We start from the raw sequence: 18,929 nt of genomic DNA on the forward strand, positions 1-18,929 counted from the left end.
GGAAGGACGTGGTTGCCATGAAGGTTACCCACCAACCGCCTACCCTCGCGCCGGCCACTCCGGCTGATCTGTTGCGGATGGCTGCCCTCTACCTACGTCGGCACGGCTGGCACCAGGGCACCTACTACCACCCCACCACCGCCGAGCCTTTCCCGTCGGCCTGTGCCGCCGGGGCCATCGGCATCGCCGCCGCCGGACATCGCGTCGAGCACTTCTCCCAACTCGCCCCCGACGCCCTGGGCGACTACCTCGCCGCGCTCGGCGTGTTCGTCGACTACCTCGACACCTCCGAACCGCTGTTCCTCATCGACGAGGACGGCTACCTCATCGACGAACACACCTCCCCGTACTCGTGGAACGACGACCCCGGCCGTACGGCCGAGCAGGTCGTCACCGCCCTTGAGACGGCCGCCGATGAGTGGGATGACTTCCACACCACCGGGGGTGAGAACCGGTGAGCACTGTCAAGAAGTCCTTGACGCCCCGCATCCCCGTACAGAAGCGGCGGGAGGTCGTCGAGAACACCGAGTTCGCCGCGTTCGCCCGGCGCATCATCCGCGCCCACGGTCGTCGCGTCGCCACCGGAGACGTGGAAGCACTCCGCGACCTCGTCGCCCTATCCGCCGACCTCGACCAGGCCATCACCGCTGCCGTGGTCGGACTACGCCAGTTCGGCTACTCCTGGGCCGAGATCGGCTCCCGCCTCGGAATCTCCCGGCAGGCCGCCCAGCAGCGCTGGGGCGGTGGTCAGCCGTGACCGACTTCTCCGATCACATCGGCCTGCGGGTCCGCTTCTACGACCCGCTCGGCACCCGCTACGGGTTCCCCACCTTCCCCTACCGGATGGCCCCTGACGGGCTGGCCACCCGCCGTCAACTCCGTGCCGCCGGTCTGCGCCCCGGCGGTCATGACCCGGTCGCGCAGATTCTCTGGCGTCGCGGTAAGCGGGTCGCCTACCTCTACCGCCTCGACTGCGCCAAACCCAAGCGCACCGCCACCCCCGCCCAACGGGAGGCCATTGCGAAGGCGCTGATCGCTCGGCGGACCTGCCGCTACTGCGGCGAGGTGAAGCCCTACTACATCCCCCGCCGCCACGGCGAATGCCTCGACTGCCACGGAGGCCACTGATGAACACCAACACCACGACCAGCCGGGGCACCCGTGTCGAGGGTGTCGTCCTGGTCCTCATCCTGCTCGTCGTCGCCGGATTCGCCGGTGCCGCCTCGTTCACCCACGTCAAGGACTGGACCCTCGCCAACTCCCCGGCAGGAACGGGCGAGTGGTTCGGCTGGGCCAACGCCGTCATCTCCGAACTCGTGCCCATCGCCTGCCTGCTGACCATCCGGCGTCGTCGCCGGGCCGGTGCTCCGATCGGCTACCCCCTGTTCCTCCTGATCGCCGCCGCCAGTTTGTCTCTGGCCGCACAGTTGGCGGTCGCCAAGCCGGGCGTCTCTGGCTGGCTCCTGTCCGCCGTCCCCGCCCTGGCCTTCATGGCCCTGGTGAAACTCGTCCTCGCCCCCGCCAAGGGCACCAGCAACCCGCCACCGGCTGAGCCGGCCACGCCTATCCACGTCCAGGCCGCCGAGCACGTCACCACCGAAGCACCTGCCGCGATCACCGCACCCGAACCCACCCCAACCACCGAGCCTGAGCCGACCTCTGCACCGGCTGTCGAGCCGGAACCCATCACGGTGCCGACCGTCGAACCGGTCGACGTACCCGCTCATCTGCTGCCGATGGCTCGGTTCTCGGCCGTGCAGCACGAACAGGCCACCGGACGGCCCATCACCGCCGACGAACTGGCCGACCGACTCGACATCGCCCCGGCCGTCGCCGGGCAACTCCTGACCACCCTGGCCGGTGGTGCCCGATGACCATCTACCTCGTCGACATCGAACACATCACCCACACCTGCCCCGGAGCCCCGGAGCCACACCCCTACGACACCCGCCGGACTGTCATCGACGTCATCCCCGGCGGCCCCTGCCGCACCCCGGTCACCATCCGCTGCGGCACCACCACCGCCGTCATTCCCTGTTACCGGCACGAACCGGCCAAACGCCAGTGCGGCGCCTGCCGGATCATCGTGCGCGAACGCACCATCACCACCCGCCCCCACACCAACGGGGATGCGGCTTGATGGCGTCGACGCTGGAACTCACACCCCGGACCGCTCTGGCCCGGGGTGTGGGCTCGAACGCCGACACCACCCCACCCGTCTACGACTACACCGCCGCCGGGTCCGCCTTTATCCGCGCCACCCGACCGGACTACTTCGGCTGGCTGGACCACGTCCGCGCCGCCGCCGGCTGCACCCGACCGATCCGCCTCGCCGGACAACTCCTCACCGTCGAGCAGTCCACCGGCCGTGTGCTGAATCAGCGGCACACCGACGCCATGCCCGACGCCGCGATCTACACCGCCTGCGGCAACCGCCGCGCCACCGTCTGCCCGTCCTGCGCCCACACCTACCAACGCGACGCTTTCCAACTCCTGCGCGCGGGCCTGGTCGGCGGCAAGGGCGTACCGGAGACCGTCGCCACGCATCCGGCAGTGTTCGCCACCTTCACCGCACCATCCTTCGGCACGGTCCACACCCGGACCGTCAAACGCCACACCTGCACCAACCGCCGCCGCTGTGACTGCCGGGCCGAACCGTGCCACGCCCGCCGCGATGCCGGTCTGTGCGAACACGGCCAACCGTCCGCGTGCTGGGCTCGTCACGAACCCGGTGACGCGGTGCTCGGTCGGCCGCTGTGCCTGGACTGCTACGACCACGACCACCAAGTCGTGTTCAACCTGTTCTCCGGGGAGCTGTGGCACCGCACCAAACAAGCCGCGGAACGCTGGCTGGCCAAACTCGCCCGCCGTCGAGGTGTTCCCCGCGTCGATGTCGTCACCGCCTCGGGCAACATCCGCAAGGTTGCCCCGGTCCGGCTCTCACCCGGCAAGGTGGCGGAGTTGCAGGCGCGGGGAGCGGTCCACTTCCACGCCATCGCCCGACTCGACGGCATCCATCCCACCGACCCCACCGCCGTCATCCCACCCCCACCCGCCTTCACGGTCGCCGACCTCGTCGACGCGCTCCGCCACGCCGCCGCACAGATCGCCTTCCACACCCCGGAACATCCCGACCGGCCCGGCGGGTGGCCGATCGCCTGGGGCGAGCAGGTCGACGTACGGCCGATAACCACCGATGGCGCTGGTGAGGTCACCGATGGCATGGTGGCCGGTTACCTTGCCAAGTACGCCACCAAAAGCACCGAGGCCACCGGGCACACCTCCACCCGCCTGACCGCCGACACCATCGGGGACTACGCCGACCCCGACGGCGACCACACCGCCCGCCTCATCGATGCCTGCTGGCGCATCGGCAGACCCACCCATACCCCGATCCCGCTGTCCGAGCGGCCCCGCGACCCTCGACCCCGACCCGGCTTCATCGACGCCTGGGAGTGCCCTGACTGCGGCACCCACACCCGATACGCCGCCTGCCCCGTCTGCGTCGCCGAACGTCAAGCCGCCCTTGACACCAAACCGATGAAACCAGTGACGACCAACCCCTACGCCCGGCTACGCCGCTGGGCGCACATGCTCGGCTTCGGCGGCCACTTCCTCACCAAAGGCCGCCGCTACTCCGTCACCTTCCAACTCCTACGCGACACCCGCGTCAGCTACCGGCGACACGAGCACCACGACCAGGCCGACGAACACACCGGCACGCTCCGCGCCGTCGACCACCACGACGACGACACCAACCTCATCGTCGGCACTCTCACCTTCGCTGGCGTCGGCTGGCACACCACCGGAGACGCCATGCTCGCCGCCACCGCCGCCGCCATGGCCAGAGAACGACGCACCACCGGCCGCGAAGAACTCGCCCACGAACTCGGCACCACCCCGGCTGCCGCTTGATCCTGCCCCGCCGCACGAGGAAGGCCACTGTTGGACACCACCCCTACCCCGATCGCTCCTCGCGTGCTGCGCGTGGAGGAAGCCGCCCGAGCGCTCGGCATCGGCCGCTCGCTCGTCTATGACCTGATCCGTTCCGGTCGGCTGCGCTCCTTCAAGGTCGGTAGCCGCCGCCTCATCCCTGCCGCCGCCATCGACGAGACGATTGCCACGCTCACGGAAGAAGCCGCCTGATGCCCAAACAGCCGAAACCTCGCCAGTCCACCGCCCGCCGTAACCCGAACGGGGAAGGCTCCATCTACCAGCGGTCCAGTGACGGCCGCTGGGTCGGACAGGCGTACGTCCTCACCACCGACGGCACCCGTAAACGCAAGTTCGTCTACGGTGCGACCTGGGAGGAGGCTCACGCCAAGCTCGTCGAGTTGAAGTCTCGATCTCAGCGCGGAATACCCGTACCTGATCGCGCCTGGAAGGTCGCTGACTACCTGCCGTACTGGCTGGCGGCCTACGTCACCGATCTCAAGCCCACCACCGCCCGGGGCTACGAGAGCGCCGTTCGGCTGCACTTGATTCCCGCGCTCGGCACCAAGCGTCTCGACGCGTTGCAGGTGAAACACGTCAAGACGTTCATGGACGAGTTCCGCCGCAAGTGCCTCTGCTGTACCGCCGGGCTCGACGCCACCCGCCAGCCTGACCGGCGGTGCTGCTCGGTCGGCAAGTGCTGCCAGCACTACCCCAGCGCGCGACAGATCCAGTACGTGCACGCGGTGCTGCGCAACGCGCTGCAACACGCCATGCGGGAAGAGCTGGTGTCCCGCAACGTCGCCAAGCTGGTCCGCGTCCCCTCGCCGCGTTACAAGGTCGGCAAGGGCCTCTCGGTCGAGCAGGTACGCAAGCTGATCGCCGCTGCGGAGGGGCATCGCCTACAGGCGCTCTACGTCGTGGCAGCGACCCTCGGGCTGCGGCGCGGCGAGCTGCTCGGGCTGCGCTGGTCGGATCTCGATCTCGACAACGGCACGGCTGCCATCGACCAGACCGTCCAGCGGGCCGGTGGGAAGCTGCACCTGCAAGACACCAAGACCGAGGAGTCGGACGGCATCCTTCCCCTGCCTGATTGGACCTGGCTGACACTGCTGGACCACCAGGAGCGCCAACAGAAGGAACGTGAACGGCTAGCTGAGGTCTGGCAGGATCACGGCCTGGTCTTCCCCTCCGAGGTCGGCACCCCGATCGAACCGCGCAACCTCAATCGCCACTTCGCGGCGCTGCGGGTGAAGGCCGGCTGTCCCGATGTGCGGCTGCATGACCTACGGCACACGGTCGTGTCGCTGCTGATGGAGCTGGGCGTGGCGCCGCACGTCGTCCAGGCCATCGCCCGGCACGCGGATGTGAAGCTGACTCTGAAGGTCTATTCGCATGCCAACCTTGACGCCATGCGTCAGGCGCTCGGCAAGCTCGACGGCCGACTCTCGTAACCACCGTTGCTGTCACCGTTGCTGTCACGGCCCGGAGAATTGATCTCCGGGCCGTCGTTGGTGCTGGTGGCTGATGGTGGGCGCGGCAGGTTTCGAACCTGCGACCCCTCGCTTGTAAGGCGAGTGCTCTCCCACTGAGCTACGCGCCCGGAAACGCCGTACGGCGGACCGGCGGTTGGCAGCTTACCCTGCCGCGCACCGGCCCTGCCGGACGGTCGCACCCGTTGGGATCGGGGTCAGGCGGTGGCCTCCGCCAGAGCCTTGCGCCAGCCCTGCTGGTCGCGCGGCTCGCCCGGCATGTTCATCTCGGCGAAGCGGACGACACCGGCCTTGTCGATGACGAAGGTGCCCCGGTTGGCGATACCGGCGGTGTCGTTGAAGACCCCGTACGCCTGCGCGACCGCGCCGTGCGGCCAGAAGTCGGCCAGCAGCGGAAACTGGAAGCCCTCCCGGTCCGCCCAGACCTTGTGGGCGTAGACCGAGTCCACGCTCACGGTCAGCACCTGGACGTCGTCGCTGACGTACTCGTTGAGGTTGTCCCGCACCTCACACAGCTCGCCCTGGCACACGCCGGTGAAAGCCAGCGGGTAGAAGACCAGCAGGACCGTACGCGAACCCCGGAAGTCCGAGAGCCGGACCTCCTGGTTGTTCTGGTCCTTGAGGACGAAGTCGGGCGCCTCGGCGCCAACCTCGATGGGCATGTGAACTCCTTGGATCGAGTCTAGAGGCAACAGCCTGTCACGTTCTGCGGCAGACTACTTCTTGCCCTTTGCCCCGCGACGCAACACGAGACGGGCACCGCTCCAGTCCTTGCCGGCGTTGACCGTCGAGGTCTGCTGAAGGCCGGCGGTGGGAGCGGACTCGGTGATCTCGCTCGGCTCGACGTGGCCGTCGCGGCCGGCCTTGGGCGTCAGCAGCCACACGACCCCGTTGTCGGCCAGCGGGCCGAGGGCGTCGACGAGAAGCTCGAACAGGTCACCGTCGCCATCGCGGTACCACACGAGCACCGCGTCGACCACTTCATCGGTGTCCTCGTCGACCAGGTCTCCACAACGATCGGTCAGGGCGTCCCGGAGATCTGAGTCGACGTCGTCGTCGTAGCCCATCTCCATGACGACCATGCCCGGTTCGATGCCGAACCGGTCCGCCAGGCTGCGTACCCCGTCGGCAGCCTGACCAGCGGTCGCGCTCACTGTCGCGTGCCTCCTCATCTCGTCCAAGCTCACGGCACCCGGTCGGTGCCGTCAGGCAAGTCCACACAGTTGTGCCGCCCTGCGCAAGTGGCGCACCGGGTGGAACGAAATTTACCGTGCCAGCAGCGTACGGGCACCCTGGGTGATTGCTTCCTCGGAGACCAGGACCTGCCGGGCAGCCGGACCCAGAGGCACGAAAGAGTCAACTGCCGCCACTCGGCGTACGGCTCCGACATATCCGGCGTCGACCAGCGCGGCGATCACCCCCTCGCCGACCCCGCCGGAGCGCCGGGTCTCGTCCACCACCAGCACCCGCCCGGTCGCGGCGGCCTCCCGAATCAGGTCGGCCACCGGCAGCGGCGCCAGCCAGCGGAGGTCAACCACCCGGCTGCCGATGCCCTCGTCCGCCAGGGCCGAGGCCGCCCGCAGAGCCATCCGTACGCCGTTGCCGAAGGTCACGATCGTGAGGTCCTCGGCCGAGCCGACGCCGTACACCCGCGCCCGCCCGACCGGGACGTGCCCGGCCGCCCAGGTCCCCGGCTCGGCATAGCCGGCCAGCCACTCACCGTCACCGTCGCCGTAGAGGTCGCGGGCGTGGTAGAGGGCGATCGGCTCCAGGAACACGCAGACGCTGCCGTCCACCACCGCGCTGGCCAGGCAGGTACGCAGCATCGCCGCGGCGTCGTCCGGCCGGGCCGGCACGGCGACCACCAGTCCGGGTACGTCCCGCAGGAAGGCCACTGAGTTGTCGTTGTGGAAGTGCCCGCCCAGGCCCTCCTGGTACGCCAGGCCCGCCACCCGCACCACCATCGGGTTACGCAGCGCACCCTGGGAGAAGAACCCCATGGTGGCCGCCTCGCCGCGCACCTGGTCCTCGGCGCCGTGCAGGTAGGCCAGATACTGGATCTCCGGCACCGGCAGCAGCCCGGCCAGTCCCGCGCCGAGCCCCAGACCGAGCACCGAGGTCTCGTCGAGCAGGGTGTCGAACACCCGGGCCGGACCGAAGCGGTCACGCAACCGGCTGGTCACCCCGTACCGTCCGCCCTTGGCGGCGACGTCCTCGCCGAAAACGGCCATCTGGGGGTACGCCAGCAGCCCGTCGGTGAGGGCGGCGTTGATGCTCTGCGCGAGGGTGAGGGGGCCGGACAGTTCCGGCGGCTTGCCGCCGAAGGCCTCCAGTCGGGCCCCGGCACCCGGCCCGGCCGCGTACAGGCCCGCGTCGGCCACCGCCTGGGTCACCCGGACCGGACGGCGCGGGGCCAGCGGGGCGACCACCTCGGCCGCGCTGCTCAGTTTCGGCTCGTCGAGCACCTGTTCGGCGAGCCTACGGATCTGCCAGCCGATCTCGTCGTACCGGTCCAGCAGTTCGCCACCACCGGCCAGGCCCGCCTCGACCAACCGCCGCGCGGTGGCGACCACCGGATCGGCGGCGAGGTCGGCGGCGATCTCCTCGGCATCGCGGTACGCGCTCTCGGCGTCCGCGCCGACGTGGCCCAGCAGCCGGACGGTGCTCAGGTGCAGCACGGCCGGGCGGCGGTGTCGCCGTACCCAGGCCGCTGCCTCGCGCGCCGCCTGGTACGCCTCCACCAGGTCGGCGCCGTCCGCGGCGAAGTAGCGGATGCCCGGCTTGGACCGCAGCGCGGTCGCCACCCAGCCCTGCGGGGATCGCAGGCTGCCGCCCAGGCCGTTGTCCTCGCAGACGAACAGCACCGGAATCCGCAGGCCGGTGTGGTCGTACCAGCCGGCGGTGTTGAACGCGGCCGTGGCGCTGGCATGGTTGATCGCGGCGTCGCCGAAGCAGCAGACCACGATCGCGTCCGGCGCCCAGGAGGCCCGGAAACTCGGGTCGGCCTGCGCCGCGGCACCCTGGGCGTCCAGTCGACGCAGCCGCTCCACCGCCAACCCCATGCCCACCGCCCGGGGCAGGTGGGAAGCGGCGGTGGAGGTGGTCGGCACCACGGCGAGGTCGGCGCGACCGAAGACCTTCTGCCGCCCACCGGAGATCGGATCCTGGCCGGAGGCCACCATCCCGCGCAGCGCGTCCCGCGCCGCCTCGAGGTACGCCGCCGCCACCGGCCGCCGTACCACGGCCAGCCGAGCCCGACCGTCGCCCCCGTCATCGGGCGACCCGGCCGATTCGGTGCCGAGGATCGTCGGCGAACCTCCGGCTGAGTCAGCCGCAGGGCCTGGGTCTGCCGGGTCGACCCGGCCCGCCCTCGGATCGGTTCCGTCGACTCGAACGGCCGAGTCGGCGCGACCCGCCGGGTCGGCTCGGCCGTTCGAGTCGACGCGACCCGCCGAGTCGGCTCGGTCAGCCGAGTCCGCCGGATCGGCTCGAACGGTCTGGTCACCCGGATCGGCTCGACCAGCTCGGTCAGCCGGGTCGGCTCGGTCGCTCGAATCGACTCGGTCTGCCTCGCCGGATCGCTCGGCTGAACCGGCGCGGCCAGCCCGGTCGCCCGGATCGGCTCGGTCGGCCGCGTCGGTGGGGGCGGTCGGGGGTGTGGGCGTACCGTCCGGGTCGTCGTCGGCCGTCAGCAGCACGGACCCGGCGGCCGGCTCGGCGGCCTGGGCAGCGCGGACGCAGTAGAACGCGCCCGAGCGGTAGTGCAGCAGCGCCGGGTCGGTGGGGCGCAGGGCGGCCGCGACCGCGGCATTGCCCTCGTGGCCCGCCGAGCTGATCGTGTAGTAACCCTCGCCGAAGCTGTGCAGCCAACGCCCGGCGAGGTCGAGCTGCCGGCTGGTGACCTGCGCATCGAAGAGTTCCAGCAGTTGGGCGCCGGTCAACGCCGCGCCCTCGGCCACCGGCCGGGCCGGGTCGGTACGGTGCCGCGGCGCGGTCAGCGCGGCCAGGGACTCCCGGAGTCGGTCGTCAAGATCCTGCGGGGTGGTCACGTCCGACAGCATTACCGACCGGAGCACACCTCGCCCACTCGAACCCCGCTCGGGTTCACCGGTCGACCCGATCGACGGATGCCTCAGCCCGGTAGGAAGGAGAACCGGACCTGGCGGGTGGTGTTGTCGCCGTTGGTGTCCACCAGGCAGATCGACTGCCAGGTGCCCAGGGCCAGCCGACCGTCGAGCACCGGCAGGGTCGCGTACGGGGCGACGAAGGCGGGCAGTACGTGATCCCGCCCGTGGCCCGGGGAGCCGTGCCGGTGCCGCCAGCGGTTGTCCGTGGGCAGCACCCCGTCCAGCGCGGTGAGCAGGTCGTCGTCCGAGCCGGCGCCGGTCTCGATGATGGCCAGCCCGGCGGTGGCGTGCGGGACGAACACGTGCAACAGCCCGTCCCCCTGCCCGGCGACGAACTGTTCCGCCTCGGCGGTGATGTCCTGCACGGTGGGCCGGGAGCCGGTCCGGACGGTGATCACCTCACTACGCATGTCTCGCATTCTGCCGCAATCGGCCGACCGGCGCTCCAGCCGCCGATGATCTTCACCAACAGGGCGGATTCACAGGTCAGCCGCTCGGGCCACAGCTCGGAGGCGGTAAGTCCGGAAACTACGACGTTACTGATGAGTACCTGTGTCGCGCGTCGCCCTTGACACGGGTGGACGTGACGACACGTGCCACGACGGGGCAGGATGGCGCTAGAGACCTATCCCACACACAACCGAGGGAACGCCTGTGGCTACGGAACGCAAGCGCCCGGTGATCACGGCCGGCCTGCCTAGCCAGCTTCCAGACATCGACCCCGAAGAGACCAGCGAGTGGGTCGAGTCGCTTGACGGTGTCATCGACGAGCGCGGCGCCAAGCGGGCCCGCTACGTGATGCTGCGTCTGCTGGAGCGCGCTCGTGAGCGCCAGGTCGGGGTGCCGTCGCTGACCACCACCGACTACATCAACACCATCACGCCGGAGCGGGAACCGTGGTTCCCCGGCGACGAGCACGTCGAGCGGCGCATCCGGGCGTACGTGCGGTGGAACGCGGCGATGCTGGTGCACCGCGCCCAGCGGCCGGAGATCGGTGTCGGCGGCCACATCTCCACCTTCGCCAGCTCCGCCTCGCTGTACGAGGTGGGCTTCAACCACTTCTTCCGGGGCAAGAACCACCCCGGGGGCGGCGACCACATCTTCTACCAGGGGCACGCCTCCCCCGGCATGTACGCCCGGGCGTTCCTGGAGGGCCGGCTCAGCGAGAACCAGCTCGACGGCTTCCGGCAGGAGCTGTCACACCCCGGCGGCGGCCTGCCGTCGTACCCGCACCCGCGGCTGATGCCGGACTTCTGGGAGTTCCCCACGGTCTCCATGGGTCTGGGTGGGTTGAACGCCATCTACCAGGCCCGGTTCAACCGGTACCTGCAGCACCGGGGCATCAAGGACACCTCCGACCAGCATGTCTGGGCGTTCCTCGGCGACGGTGAGATGGACGAGCCGGAGACCCTCGGCGCGATCGGGGTGGCCGCTCGCGAGGAGCTGGACAACCTCACCTTCGTGATCAACTGCAACCTCCAGCGGCTGGACGGGCCGGTGCGGGGCAACGGCAAGGTGATGCAGGAGCTGGAGGCGTTCTTCCGGGGTGCCGGCTGGAACGTGATCAAGGTGGTCTGGGGCCGGGAGTGGGACCCACTGCTCGCCGCCGACACCGACGGTGCGCTGGTCAACCTCATGAACACCACCCCCGACGGTGACTACCAGACCTACAAGGCGGAGTCCGGGGCGTACGTGCGGGAGCACTTCTTCGGCCGTGACCCGCGTACCCGCAAGATGGTCGAGGGTCTCAGCGACGACGAGATCTGGAGCCTCAAGCGGGGCGGGCACGACTACCGCAAGCTCTACGCGGCCTACAAGGCGGCGACGGAGCACACCGGCCAGCCGACGGTGATCCTGGCCAAGACGATCAAGGGCTGGACCCTCGGCTCGCACTTCGAGGGCCGCAACGCGACCCACCAGATGAAGAAGCTGACGCTGGAGGACCTGAAGACCTTCCGCGACCGGCTCTACCTGGACATCCCGGACTCGGCGCTGGAGGACAACCCCTACCTGCCGCCGTACTACCGCCCGGACGAGAAGTCCGCCGAGATGCAGTACCTGCACGAGCGGCGCCAGCAGCTCGGCGGCTACCTGCCCTCGCGGCGTACCAAGGCCAAGTCCCTGCCGATCCCCGACAGCGAGCGGTTCGCCGACATCAAGCGCGGTTCCGGCAAGCAGAAGGTCGCCACCACGATGGCCTTCGTCCGCCTGCTCAAGGACCTGATGAAGGACAAGCAGTTCGGCAAGCGCTGGGTGCCGATCATCCCGGACGAGGCGCGTACCTTCGGCCTGGACTCGATCTTCCCGACCGCGAAGATCTACTCGCCGCACGGTCAGCGGTACACCGCGGTGGACCGGGAGCTGTTCCTGTCGTACAAGGAGTCGACCGTCGGGCAGATCCTGCACGAGGGGATCAACGAGGCCGGTTCGGTCGCCTCCTTCACCGCCGCCGGCTCCTCGTACGCCACCCACGACGAGCCGATGATCCCGATGTACATCTTCTACTCGATGTTCGGGTTCCAGCGCACCGGCGACGGCTTCTGGGCCGCCGCCGACCAGATGACGCGCGGTTTCGTACTCGGCGCGACCGCCGGCCGCACCACCCTCAACGGTGAAGGCCTGCAACACGAGGACGGCCACTCCCACCTGCTCGCGGCCACCAACCCGGCGGTCGTCGCGTACGATCCGGCCTTCGCGTTCGAGATCGCGCACATCATGGAGAACGGCCTGCACCGCATGTACGGCGAGCAGCAGGAGAACATCTTCTACTACCTCACCGTCTACAACGAGCCGATCCAGCAGCCGGCCGAGCCGGAAGGGGTGGACGCCGAGGGCATCCTCAAGGGCATCTACCGCTACTCGGCCGCCCCGTCCGTGGAGGGCGACGCCCCCCGGGCGAACCTGCTGGCCTCCGGCACCGGCATGCAGTGGGCGCTCAAGGCGCAGCAGCTGCTGGCCCAGGACTGGGGAGTGGCCGCGGACGTCTGGTCGGTGACCTCCTGGACCGAGCTGCGCCGGGACGCCATCGAGTGCGAGGAGTACAACCTCGTACACCCGGGTGCGGAGCAGCGGGTGCCGTACATCCAGCAGAAGCTGGCCGACGCCGACGGGCCGAAGGTCGCGGTCAGCGACTGGATGCGCGCGGTGCCGGACCTGATCTCCCGCTGGGTACCGGGTGACTGGACCTCCCTGGGCACGGACGGCTTCGGCCTGTCCGACACCCGTCACGCCCTGCGCCGGCACTTCCACGTCGACGCCGAGTCGGTGACGGTGGCCACCCTGCGCCAGCTCGCGCTGCGCGGAGCGGTACCGGCCCACGTACCGGCCGAGGCAGCCAAGAAGTACGCCATCGAGGACGTCAACGCCGCCCCCGTAGGCGAAACCGGCGGCGACACCTGACCCACCCCAAACCCGCTCCACCCGGGCCCGGCGCCCCCGCGCCGGGCCCGGCCCCTTTCCCCCACCCCCACCCCCACCCCCACCCCCACCCCCACCCCCACCCCCACCCTCGCCCCGTTGATCATGAGGTTGACGGCAGTTGTTGATCTTCAAGATGCCGCCAACCTCATGATCAACGCGGTGGGTGAAGGGGGAACGCGCGGAGGGGGAACGCGCGGAGGGGGAACGCGCGGAGTGGGGGGTGGTATGACGTAGGTGGTATTGAAGGTGGGTTCTGTCTGTAACACGGGTGATTCAGACTCATCTATAGGCGTTAGCTCTCCTCGGGCATGGGTCGGCCTGGTGGACATTCCGTCGCGCCGTCTCACCGTCGGCCCGGACGCCACCGACGCCGCGGCGCGACGGGAGGGAGTGCACATGCGAAGTGTCCGGATCGGCCTGTCCCTGGCCGTCGGCGCCCTGGTGGTGTCGATGGTGGGGCCGGGCTCACCCTCGGTGGCCCATGACCCCGCTACCCCCGCCGGGCGGGCCTCGGCCCAGGAGTTCATGGCCCAGCGTGAACCCACCCAGCAGACGGCCGCCGCCGCGGCGACCGCCTGCACCAACGGTCAGGCGGCGGGCTACCCCTGCCGCAACGTGGACCTGCTGTCGTTCATGCCGCTGGCCAACATCGGCGGCAGCCAGGCGAACGACATCTGGGGCTGGACCGACCCACAGACCCGCAAGGAGTACGCGCTGGTCGGCCGGCGCAACGGCACCTCCTTCGTGGACGTGTCCAACCCGAGCGCCCCGGTCTACCTGGGCAACCTGCCCGCGTACCAGAATCGCACCGCGGTGTGGCGGGACATCAAGGTCTACCGCGACCACGCGTACGTGGTGGCGGACGTCTCCGGGCACGGCATGCAGGTCTTCGACCTCACCCGGCTCCGGGGCGTGACGAGCCCGCAGACCTGGACGGCGGATGTCCACTACAGCCGCTTCGGCAACTCCCACAACATCGCGATCAACGAGCAGACCGGATACGCGTACGCGGTGGGCACCAACACCTGCAGCGGCGGCCTGCACATGGTCGACATCCGGACCCCGAAGTCCCCGGTCTCGGCGGGCTGCGTCAGCAACGACGGCTACACCCACGACACCCAGTGTGTCGTCTACCGGGGGCCGGACACCGCGTACACCGGTCGGGAGATCTGTGTCAGCTCCAACGAGGACACGGTGACCGTCGTCGACGTGACCAGCAAGTCCGCTCCACGGCAGCTGGCCCGCATCGGCTACACCGGTCGGGCGTACACCCATCAGGGCTGGTTCACCGAGGACCAGCGGTACTTCCTGCTCGACGACGAGTTGGACGAGTCCCGGCGCGGGGTGACCACCCAGACCTACATCTGGGACCTGGCCGACCTGGACGCCCCCCGGCACATCGGCACGTACAGCGCGCCCAGCGGGGTCTCCGCCACCGACCACAACCAGTACGTCAAGGGCAGGTACAGCTACCAGGCCAACTACCGGGCCGGGTTGCGCATCCTGGACCTGACGAACGTGTCCAGCGGCCGGGCCACCGAGGCGGGTTACTTCGACATCTACCCGTCGAGCAACAGCGCGTCGATGAACGGGGCGTGGAGCGTGTACCCCTACTTCCCCAGCGGCATCGTGGTGGTCAGCGGCATCGAGCAGGGGCTGTTCGTGTTGCAGCCCCGGTTGTCGTGACCACGACCGATCAGCGGTCGGCGACCCTCGCCGAGATCGTGGACGGGGCGCCCCAGCCGGGGCGCCCCGGTCTCGGGGACGCACCGGCGGGCCGGGTCGGCCGGTACGCCGCCGCCGTCCTGGTGCTGGGCCTGACCCTGGCCGTCGGCTTCTTCGCGGGGCGGGCCGGCGGTACGACCGGGCCGGCCCGACCGGCGACGGCCGGCGCGCTGACCCACGCCAATCATGGGCCCGGCGGGTTGGAGGTCTCCCGGGACGGCTGGACCCTGACCGTGGACCAGGCGAAGCTGCGCGCCGGCAAGCCGGGTGAGCTGGTCTTCCGGATCACCGATGCGGCAGGTGGCGCCCTCACCGACTTCCAGGTGGTCCACGACCGGCCGCTGCACCTGATCCTGGTCGGCCGGGACCTCGGCGGATATCAGCACGTACATCCGGAGATGTCACCGGACGGCACCTGGCGGGTCACGGTCACTCCGGCCGCCCCCGGCCCGTTACGGGCGATCGCCGACTTCTGGCCGGCGGGGGCGGCGGCGGGCACCACACTCGGCATCGACCTGCCGGTTCCCGGTCGGTACGCGGCCGAGGAGCTTGCTCCGCCCGAGGAGACCGTGCTGGTGGACGGCTACACCATCACCCTGGACGGGGGCCTGCGGGCCGGCGAGTCCAACCAGGTGCTGGTCTGGTTGGGCCGTGACGGCCAGCCGGTCAACGACCTGCAACTGCACCTGGGGGCGTACGGGCATCTGGTGGCGCTGCGCCAGGGGGACCTGGCGTACCTGCATGTGCATCCGGCGGCGGCCAGCCAACCCAGTTCGGTGGTGGCGTTCGGGATCACCGTGCCCTCGGCGGGCACCTACCGGCTGTTCTTCGAGTTCCGACATCTCGACGAGGTGCGGGTAGCCGCGTTCACCGTGGTCGTGTGAGTACCGGTCGCAAAGCGGTGGCGGCCCGGGTGAACCTGGCAGGGACACCGGGGCCGCCACCGTCGCGGGTGACGCCAGGACGTGGCCGGTCAGCCGACGGCGGCCAGGTCGGTCAGCCGGGCCAGCGAGTCCTCCAGGTCGGCGCCGACCCGACGCAGGCCGAGGCGCAGCAGGGCGGCCTTGACCGGACCGGCCGGCCACCGTACGACGATCAGCCGTACGATCGTGCCGCCCGCCTCCTCGTCTGCGGTGAGCTGGACGTATATCTCGGTGCGCGCCTCCGCTCGGGCACCGGCGCCCTTCGCGCGTTCTCGCCAGCCGATCAGGGTCGGTTCCTGGTAGGCGATCACCTCGGCCTCATGCGCGGCACCCCGGCCGGCCTGGACCAACTGCCGCCGCCCGAAGCCCTCTCCCGAGAGGACCTCGGCCGCCCGGACCCCGGCCAACCAGGCGGGCAACTGCTCGGCCCGCTGCACCACATCCCAGACCGCTTCGACCGGCGCCGCCACGTGCGCGCTGCGTTCCACGAGGATCATTATCCGTCTTCCTCCAGTGAGGACATCCCACGATATCGGCACTCTATGCGGCAAAACGGACGTATGTGGACGTGTTCGCAAAAGACACGCCGAAAGGTATTGCTTTTCCATGCACATCGACCTATAGACCCGCGCCCCGCCGAGCCCTAGAGTGCCGAACACGTTTCGCGTTTCTCCGGGAGGGCGCATGTCGACCGCAGCTATGCCCAGCTTCCCCACCGGCTTCCGTTGGGGGGTCTCCACATCGGCGTACCAGATCGAGGGCGCGGCCGACACGGACGGACGCGGACCCTCCATCTGGGACACCTTCGCGCACACCCCCGGACGGATCGCCGACGGCAGCAGCGGCCAGGTCGCCTGCGACCACTACCACCGGTACCCCGAGGACATCGCCCTGATGGCCGAGCTGGGGGTGAGCGCGTACCGGTTCTCGGTGGCCTGGCCCCGGGTGCGGCCCACCGGCAGCGGCGCGGTCAACCCCGCTGGGCTGGACTTCTACGAGCGGCTGGTCGACGGGCTGCTCGACCGGGGCATCGAACCGGTAGCCACCCTGTTCCACTGGGACCTGCCCCAGCCGATCGAGGACACCGGCGGATGGCTGAACCGGGACACCGCCCACCGCTTCGCCGAGTACGCCGACCTGGTGGCCGAGCGCCTGGGCGACCGGGTGGCGCTCTGGATCACCCTGAACGAGCCCTTCATCCACATGAGCCTGGGTCACGGCACGGGAGGACACGCGCCCGGCCGGGCGCTGCTCTTCGACGCCTTCCCGGTCGCCCACCACCAACTGCTCGGCCACGGTCTGGCGGTCGCCGCCCTGCGCGCCCGGACGGCCGCCCCGGTCGCCATCGCCAACAACTACTCCCCCGTACGCCCCGCCGGTGACACCCCGGCCGACCTGGCCGCCGTGGCCGGCTACGAGGCCCTGCACAACCGGCTGTTCACCGACCCCCTGCTCGGCCGCGGTTACCCGACCGAACTGGGCTTCGACCAGAGCGCGGTCCGCGACGGGGACCTGGCGGTGATCGCCGCGCCCCTGGACGTGCTGGGCGTCAACTACTACAACCCCACGGCGGTACGGGCAGCCGAGCCGGGATCGCCCCTGCCCTTCGAGCTGGTGCCACTTCAGGGCTACCCGCGTACCGCCTTCGACTGGCCGGTGGCCCCCGAAGGGCTACGCGAACTGCTCGGCTGGCTGCACGGTCGCTACGGCGCCGACCTGCCACCGATCCAGATCACCGAGAACGGCTGCGCCTACGACGACGTACCCGACGCCGACGGGCGGGTGCACGACCCGGACCGGATCGCCTACCTGGACTCCCACCTGCGGGCGGTACGCGCCGCGATCGACGACGGGGTCGAGGTGACCGGCTACTTCGTCTGGTCCCTGCTGGACAACTGGGAGTGGGCCGAGGGTTTCACCAAACGCTTCGGCCTGGTGCATGTCGACTACCCCACGCAGCGGCGCACCCCGAAGTCCTCGTACGCCTGGCTGCGTGAGGTGATCGCGACCGCCCGGCGGGAACCCGCCCGGTGACCACCATCGACCCCACCCCGGCCTCGCTGCCGGCCGCCCTGACCGAGCCGACCGTGCCGGTACGGCGGGGCTGGACCGCCCTGCTGTTCGCCGCGAACCTCGGCGTCTGGATGGCCTTCTTCACCCCCATCCAGGTGTTGCTGCCCCAGCAGATCGAGCAGATCGCACCCGCCGACAAGGAGACCATGCTGGCGGTGGTCACCGGCCTGGGTGCGCTGGCCGCGGTGCTGGCCAACCCGCTGGCCGGAGCCCTGTCGGACCGGACCTGCCTGCGGATCGGCCGCCGGGAGTTCGGTCGCCGACACGTCTGGACCCTCGGCGGGGCCCTGGTCGGGGCCCTGGCCCTGGTGCTGCTGGCCCAGGCCCGGACCGTCGCCGCGGTGGCGGTCGGCTGGATCGCCGCGCAGGTGTGCCTCAACGCGATGCTGGCCAGCCTGACCGCCGCCGTACCGGATCGGGTGCCGGTGTTGCAGCGTGGCGGGATCTCCGGCTGGGTCGGCATCCCCCAGGCCCTCGGGTTGGTGCTCGGGGTGGTGCTGGTGACCGTGGTGTTCACCGGCAACGCCGCCGGCTATCTCGCGATCGCCGCCGCCGTGGTGCTGCTCGCGGTGCCGTTCACCCTGCGCACCACGGACGATCCCCTCCCGCGTACCCACCGGCCGACGTTGCGAGGGCTGCTGGCCGGCATGTGGGTCTCACCGCGACAGCATCCCGACTTCGGTTGGGCCTGGATCACCCGGTTCCTGGTGCAGCTCGGCAACGCCCTGGGCACCCTCTACCTGCTGTACTTCCTCACCGACAAGGTGGAGATGGCCGATCCCGACGGCGGCCTGCTGATCCTGATCCTGCTCTACACCGCCGGGCTGATGGCCACCACGGTGATCGCCGGGCGGCTGTCGGACCGCTCCGGCAGACGGAAGATCTTCGTGATCGCCGCCGGGATGGTGATGGCGGTGGCGGCACTGCTGCTGGCCGCCGTGCCCACCTGGCCGATGGCCCTGGCCGCCGCTCCCCTGCTCGGTGCCGGATACGGCGTCTACCTGTCGGTCGACGCCGCCCTGATCACCCAGGTGCTGCCGAAGGCCGCCGACCGGGCCAAGGACCTGGGGGTGGTCAACATCGCCAACTCCGCACCCCAGGTGCTCGGACCGGCCGTCTCCGCCCCGATCGTGGTGCATCTGGGCGGCTACCCGACCCTGTACGCGATCACGGCCGCGGTGACCGTTCTCGGCAGCGCGCTGGTGCTGAAGATCCGCTCCGTACCCTGACGGTAG

The 18,929-nt window shown here is 70.1% G+C and carries 18 protein-coding genes and 1 tRNA gene; 13 read left to right on the forward strand and 6 right to left on the reverse strand.

Annotated features, from left to right (window positions below; all coding sequences use genetic code 11):
- Positions 1–17: 17 nt before the first annotated feature.
- From ACLQ2T_RS20235 to ACLQ2T_RS20270, 8 genes are read left to right on the forward strand one after another with little or no spacing between them, the layout of a single operon-like run.
- On the forward strand, positions 18–458 hold the full coding sequence (locus ACLQ2T_RS20235; RefSeq protein ID WP_425767913.1) for a DUF6197 family protein: 441 nt from the start codon (positions 18–20) through the stop codon (positions 456–458).
- A complete protein-coding gene (locus ACLQ2T_RS20240) occupies positions 455–757 on the forward strand; it encodes a hypothetical protein (protein WP_425767914.1) in 303 nt (100 codons plus the stop codon). Before ACLQ2T_RS20235 ends, ACLQ2T_RS20240 begins: the two co-directional genes overlap by 4 nt.
- Positions 754–1,128 (forward strand): RRQRL motif-containing zinc-binding protein, encoded by a 375-nt coding sequence (locus tag ACLQ2T_RS20245; RefSeq protein ID WP_425767915.1) that lies wholly within the window; start codon positions 754–756, stop codon positions 1,126–1,128. The genes ACLQ2T_RS20240 and ACLQ2T_RS20245 overlap by 4 nt, the downstream gene beginning before the upstream one ends.
- Positions 1,128–1,874, forward strand: coding sequence for a hypothetical protein (locus tag ACLQ2T_RS20250; RefSeq protein ID WP_425767916.1), 747 nt, complete (start codon positions 1,128–1,130; stop codon positions 1,872–1,874). The genes ACLQ2T_RS20245 and ACLQ2T_RS20250 overlap by 1 nt, the downstream gene beginning before the upstream one ends.
- Entirely contained in the window at positions 1,871–2,140 is a 270-nt protein-coding gene (locus ACLQ2T_RS20255) for a hypothetical protein (protein ID WP_425767917.1), read from the forward strand. The genes ACLQ2T_RS20250 and ACLQ2T_RS20255 overlap by 4 nt, the downstream gene beginning before the upstream one ends.
- Complete coding sequence (locus ACLQ2T_RS20260; RefSeq protein WP_425767918.1) at positions 2,140–3,915, forward strand: replication initiator; 1,776 nt, start codon at positions 2,140–2,142, stop codon at positions 3,913–3,915. The genes ACLQ2T_RS20255 and ACLQ2T_RS20260 overlap by 1 nt, the downstream gene beginning before the upstream one ends.
- A gap of 30 nt (positions 3,916–3,945) precedes the next feature.
- Positions 3,946–4,146 (forward strand): helix-turn-helix domain-containing protein, encoded by a 201-nt coding sequence (locus tag ACLQ2T_RS20265; protein WP_282237281.1) that lies wholly within the window; start codon positions 3,946–3,948, stop codon positions 4,144–4,146.
- The gene (locus ACLQ2T_RS20270; RefSeq protein WP_425767919.1) at positions 4,146–5,387 is read left to right on the forward strand and encodes a tyrosine-type recombinase/integrase; all 1,242 of its coding nucleotides are present in this window, start codon (positions 4,146–4,148) and stop codon (positions 5,385–5,387) included. Before ACLQ2T_RS20265 ends, ACLQ2T_RS20270 begins: the two co-directional genes overlap by 1 nt.
- A gap of 74 nt (positions 5,388–5,461) precedes the next feature.
- On the opposite strand, the gene ACLQ2T_RS20275 is transcribed toward ACLQ2T_RS20270, so the two are convergent.
- The 5 genes from ACLQ2T_RS20275 to ACLQ2T_RS20295 all read right to left on the reverse strand — a co-directional run bounded on the left by ACLQ2T_RS20275 (position 5,462) and on the right by ACLQ2T_RS20295 (position 9,963).
- Positions 5,462–5,536 (reverse strand) — tRNA-Val (locus ACLQ2T_RS20275).
- A gap of 87 nt (positions 5,537–5,623) precedes the next feature.
- Positions 5,624–6,088: a peroxiredoxin gene (locus tag ACLQ2T_RS20280; protein ID WP_425767920.1), complete on the reverse strand. Its 465-nt coding sequence runs from the start codon at positions 6,086–6,088 to the stop codon at positions 5,624–5,626.
- A 54-nt stretch (positions 6,089–6,142) separates the two neighbouring features.
- A complete protein-coding gene (locus ACLQ2T_RS20285) occupies positions 6,143–6,580 on the reverse strand; it encodes a DUF3052 domain-containing protein (RefSeq protein WP_425767921.1) in 438 nt (145 codons plus the stop codon).
- Positions 6,581–6,691: 111 nt separating this feature from the next.
- Complete coding sequence (locus ACLQ2T_RS20290) at positions 6,692–9,487, reverse strand: transketolase C-terminal domain-containing protein (RefSeq protein ID WP_425767922.1); 2,796 nt, start codon at positions 9,485–9,487, stop codon at positions 6,692–6,694.
- A gap of 71 nt (positions 9,488–9,558) precedes the next feature.
- Positions 9,559–9,963, reverse strand: coding sequence for a secondary thiamine-phosphate synthase enzyme YjbQ (locus ACLQ2T_RS20295; protein ID WP_425767923.1), 405 nt, complete (start codon positions 9,961–9,963; stop codon positions 9,559–9,561).
- 244 nt (positions 9,964–10,207) lie between these two features.
- On the opposite strand from ACLQ2T_RS20295, the gene aceE reads away from it, so the two are divergent.
- The 3 genes from aceE (at position 10,208) to ACLQ2T_RS20310 (ending at position 15,582) form a co-directional block, all read left to right on the forward strand.
- Positions 10,208–12,952 (forward strand): pyruvate dehydrogenase (acetyl-transferring), homodimeric type, encoded by a 2,745-nt coding sequence (aceE, locus tag ACLQ2T_RS20300; protein WP_425767924.1) that lies wholly within the window; start codon positions 10,208–10,210, stop codon positions 12,950–12,952.
- Positions 12,953–13,369: 417 nt separating this feature from the next.
- On the forward strand, positions 13,370–14,659 hold the full coding sequence (locus ACLQ2T_RS20305; protein WP_425767925.1) for a choice-of-anchor B family protein: 1,290 nt from the start codon (positions 13,370–13,372) through the stop codon (positions 14,657–14,659).
- Positions 14,656–15,582 carry a hypothetical protein gene (locus ACLQ2T_RS20310; RefSeq protein ID WP_425767926.1) on the forward strand — a complete coding sequence of 309 codons (927 nt, stop codon included), beginning with the start codon at positions 14,656–14,658 and terminating at the stop codon, positions 15,580–15,582. The genes ACLQ2T_RS20305 and ACLQ2T_RS20310 overlap by 4 nt, the downstream gene beginning before the upstream one ends.
- An 89-nt stretch (positions 15,583–15,671) precedes the next feature.
- Here the strand turns inward: ACLQ2T_RS20310 and ACLQ2T_RS20315 are convergent, their stop codons facing one another.
- A complete protein-coding gene (locus tag ACLQ2T_RS20315; RefSeq protein WP_327024643.1) occupies positions 15,672–16,118 on the reverse strand; it encodes an SRPBCC family protein in 447 nt (148 codons plus the stop codon).
- Positions 16,119–16,305: 187 nt separating this feature from the next.
- Between ACLQ2T_RS20315 and ACLQ2T_RS20320 the strand changes: the two genes are divergently transcribed.
- Entirely contained in the window at positions 16,306–17,655 is a 1,350-nt protein-coding gene (locus ACLQ2T_RS20320) for a GH1 family beta-glucosidase (protein WP_425767927.1), read from the forward strand.
- Positions 17,652–18,923, forward strand: a complete 1,272-nt coding sequence (locus ACLQ2T_RS20325; RefSeq protein WP_425767928.1) for an MFS transporter — start codon at positions 17,652–17,654, stop codon at positions 18,921–18,923. The genes ACLQ2T_RS20320 and ACLQ2T_RS20325 overlap by 4 nt, the downstream gene beginning before the upstream one ends.
- Positions 18,924–18,929: the final 6 nt, after the last annotated feature.

It is taken from the genome of Micromonospora sp. DT229 (genome assembly GCF_049844505.1).
Classification (GTDB): domain Bacteria; phylum Actinomycetota; class Actinomycetes; order Mycobacteriales; family Micromonosporaceae; genus Micromonospora.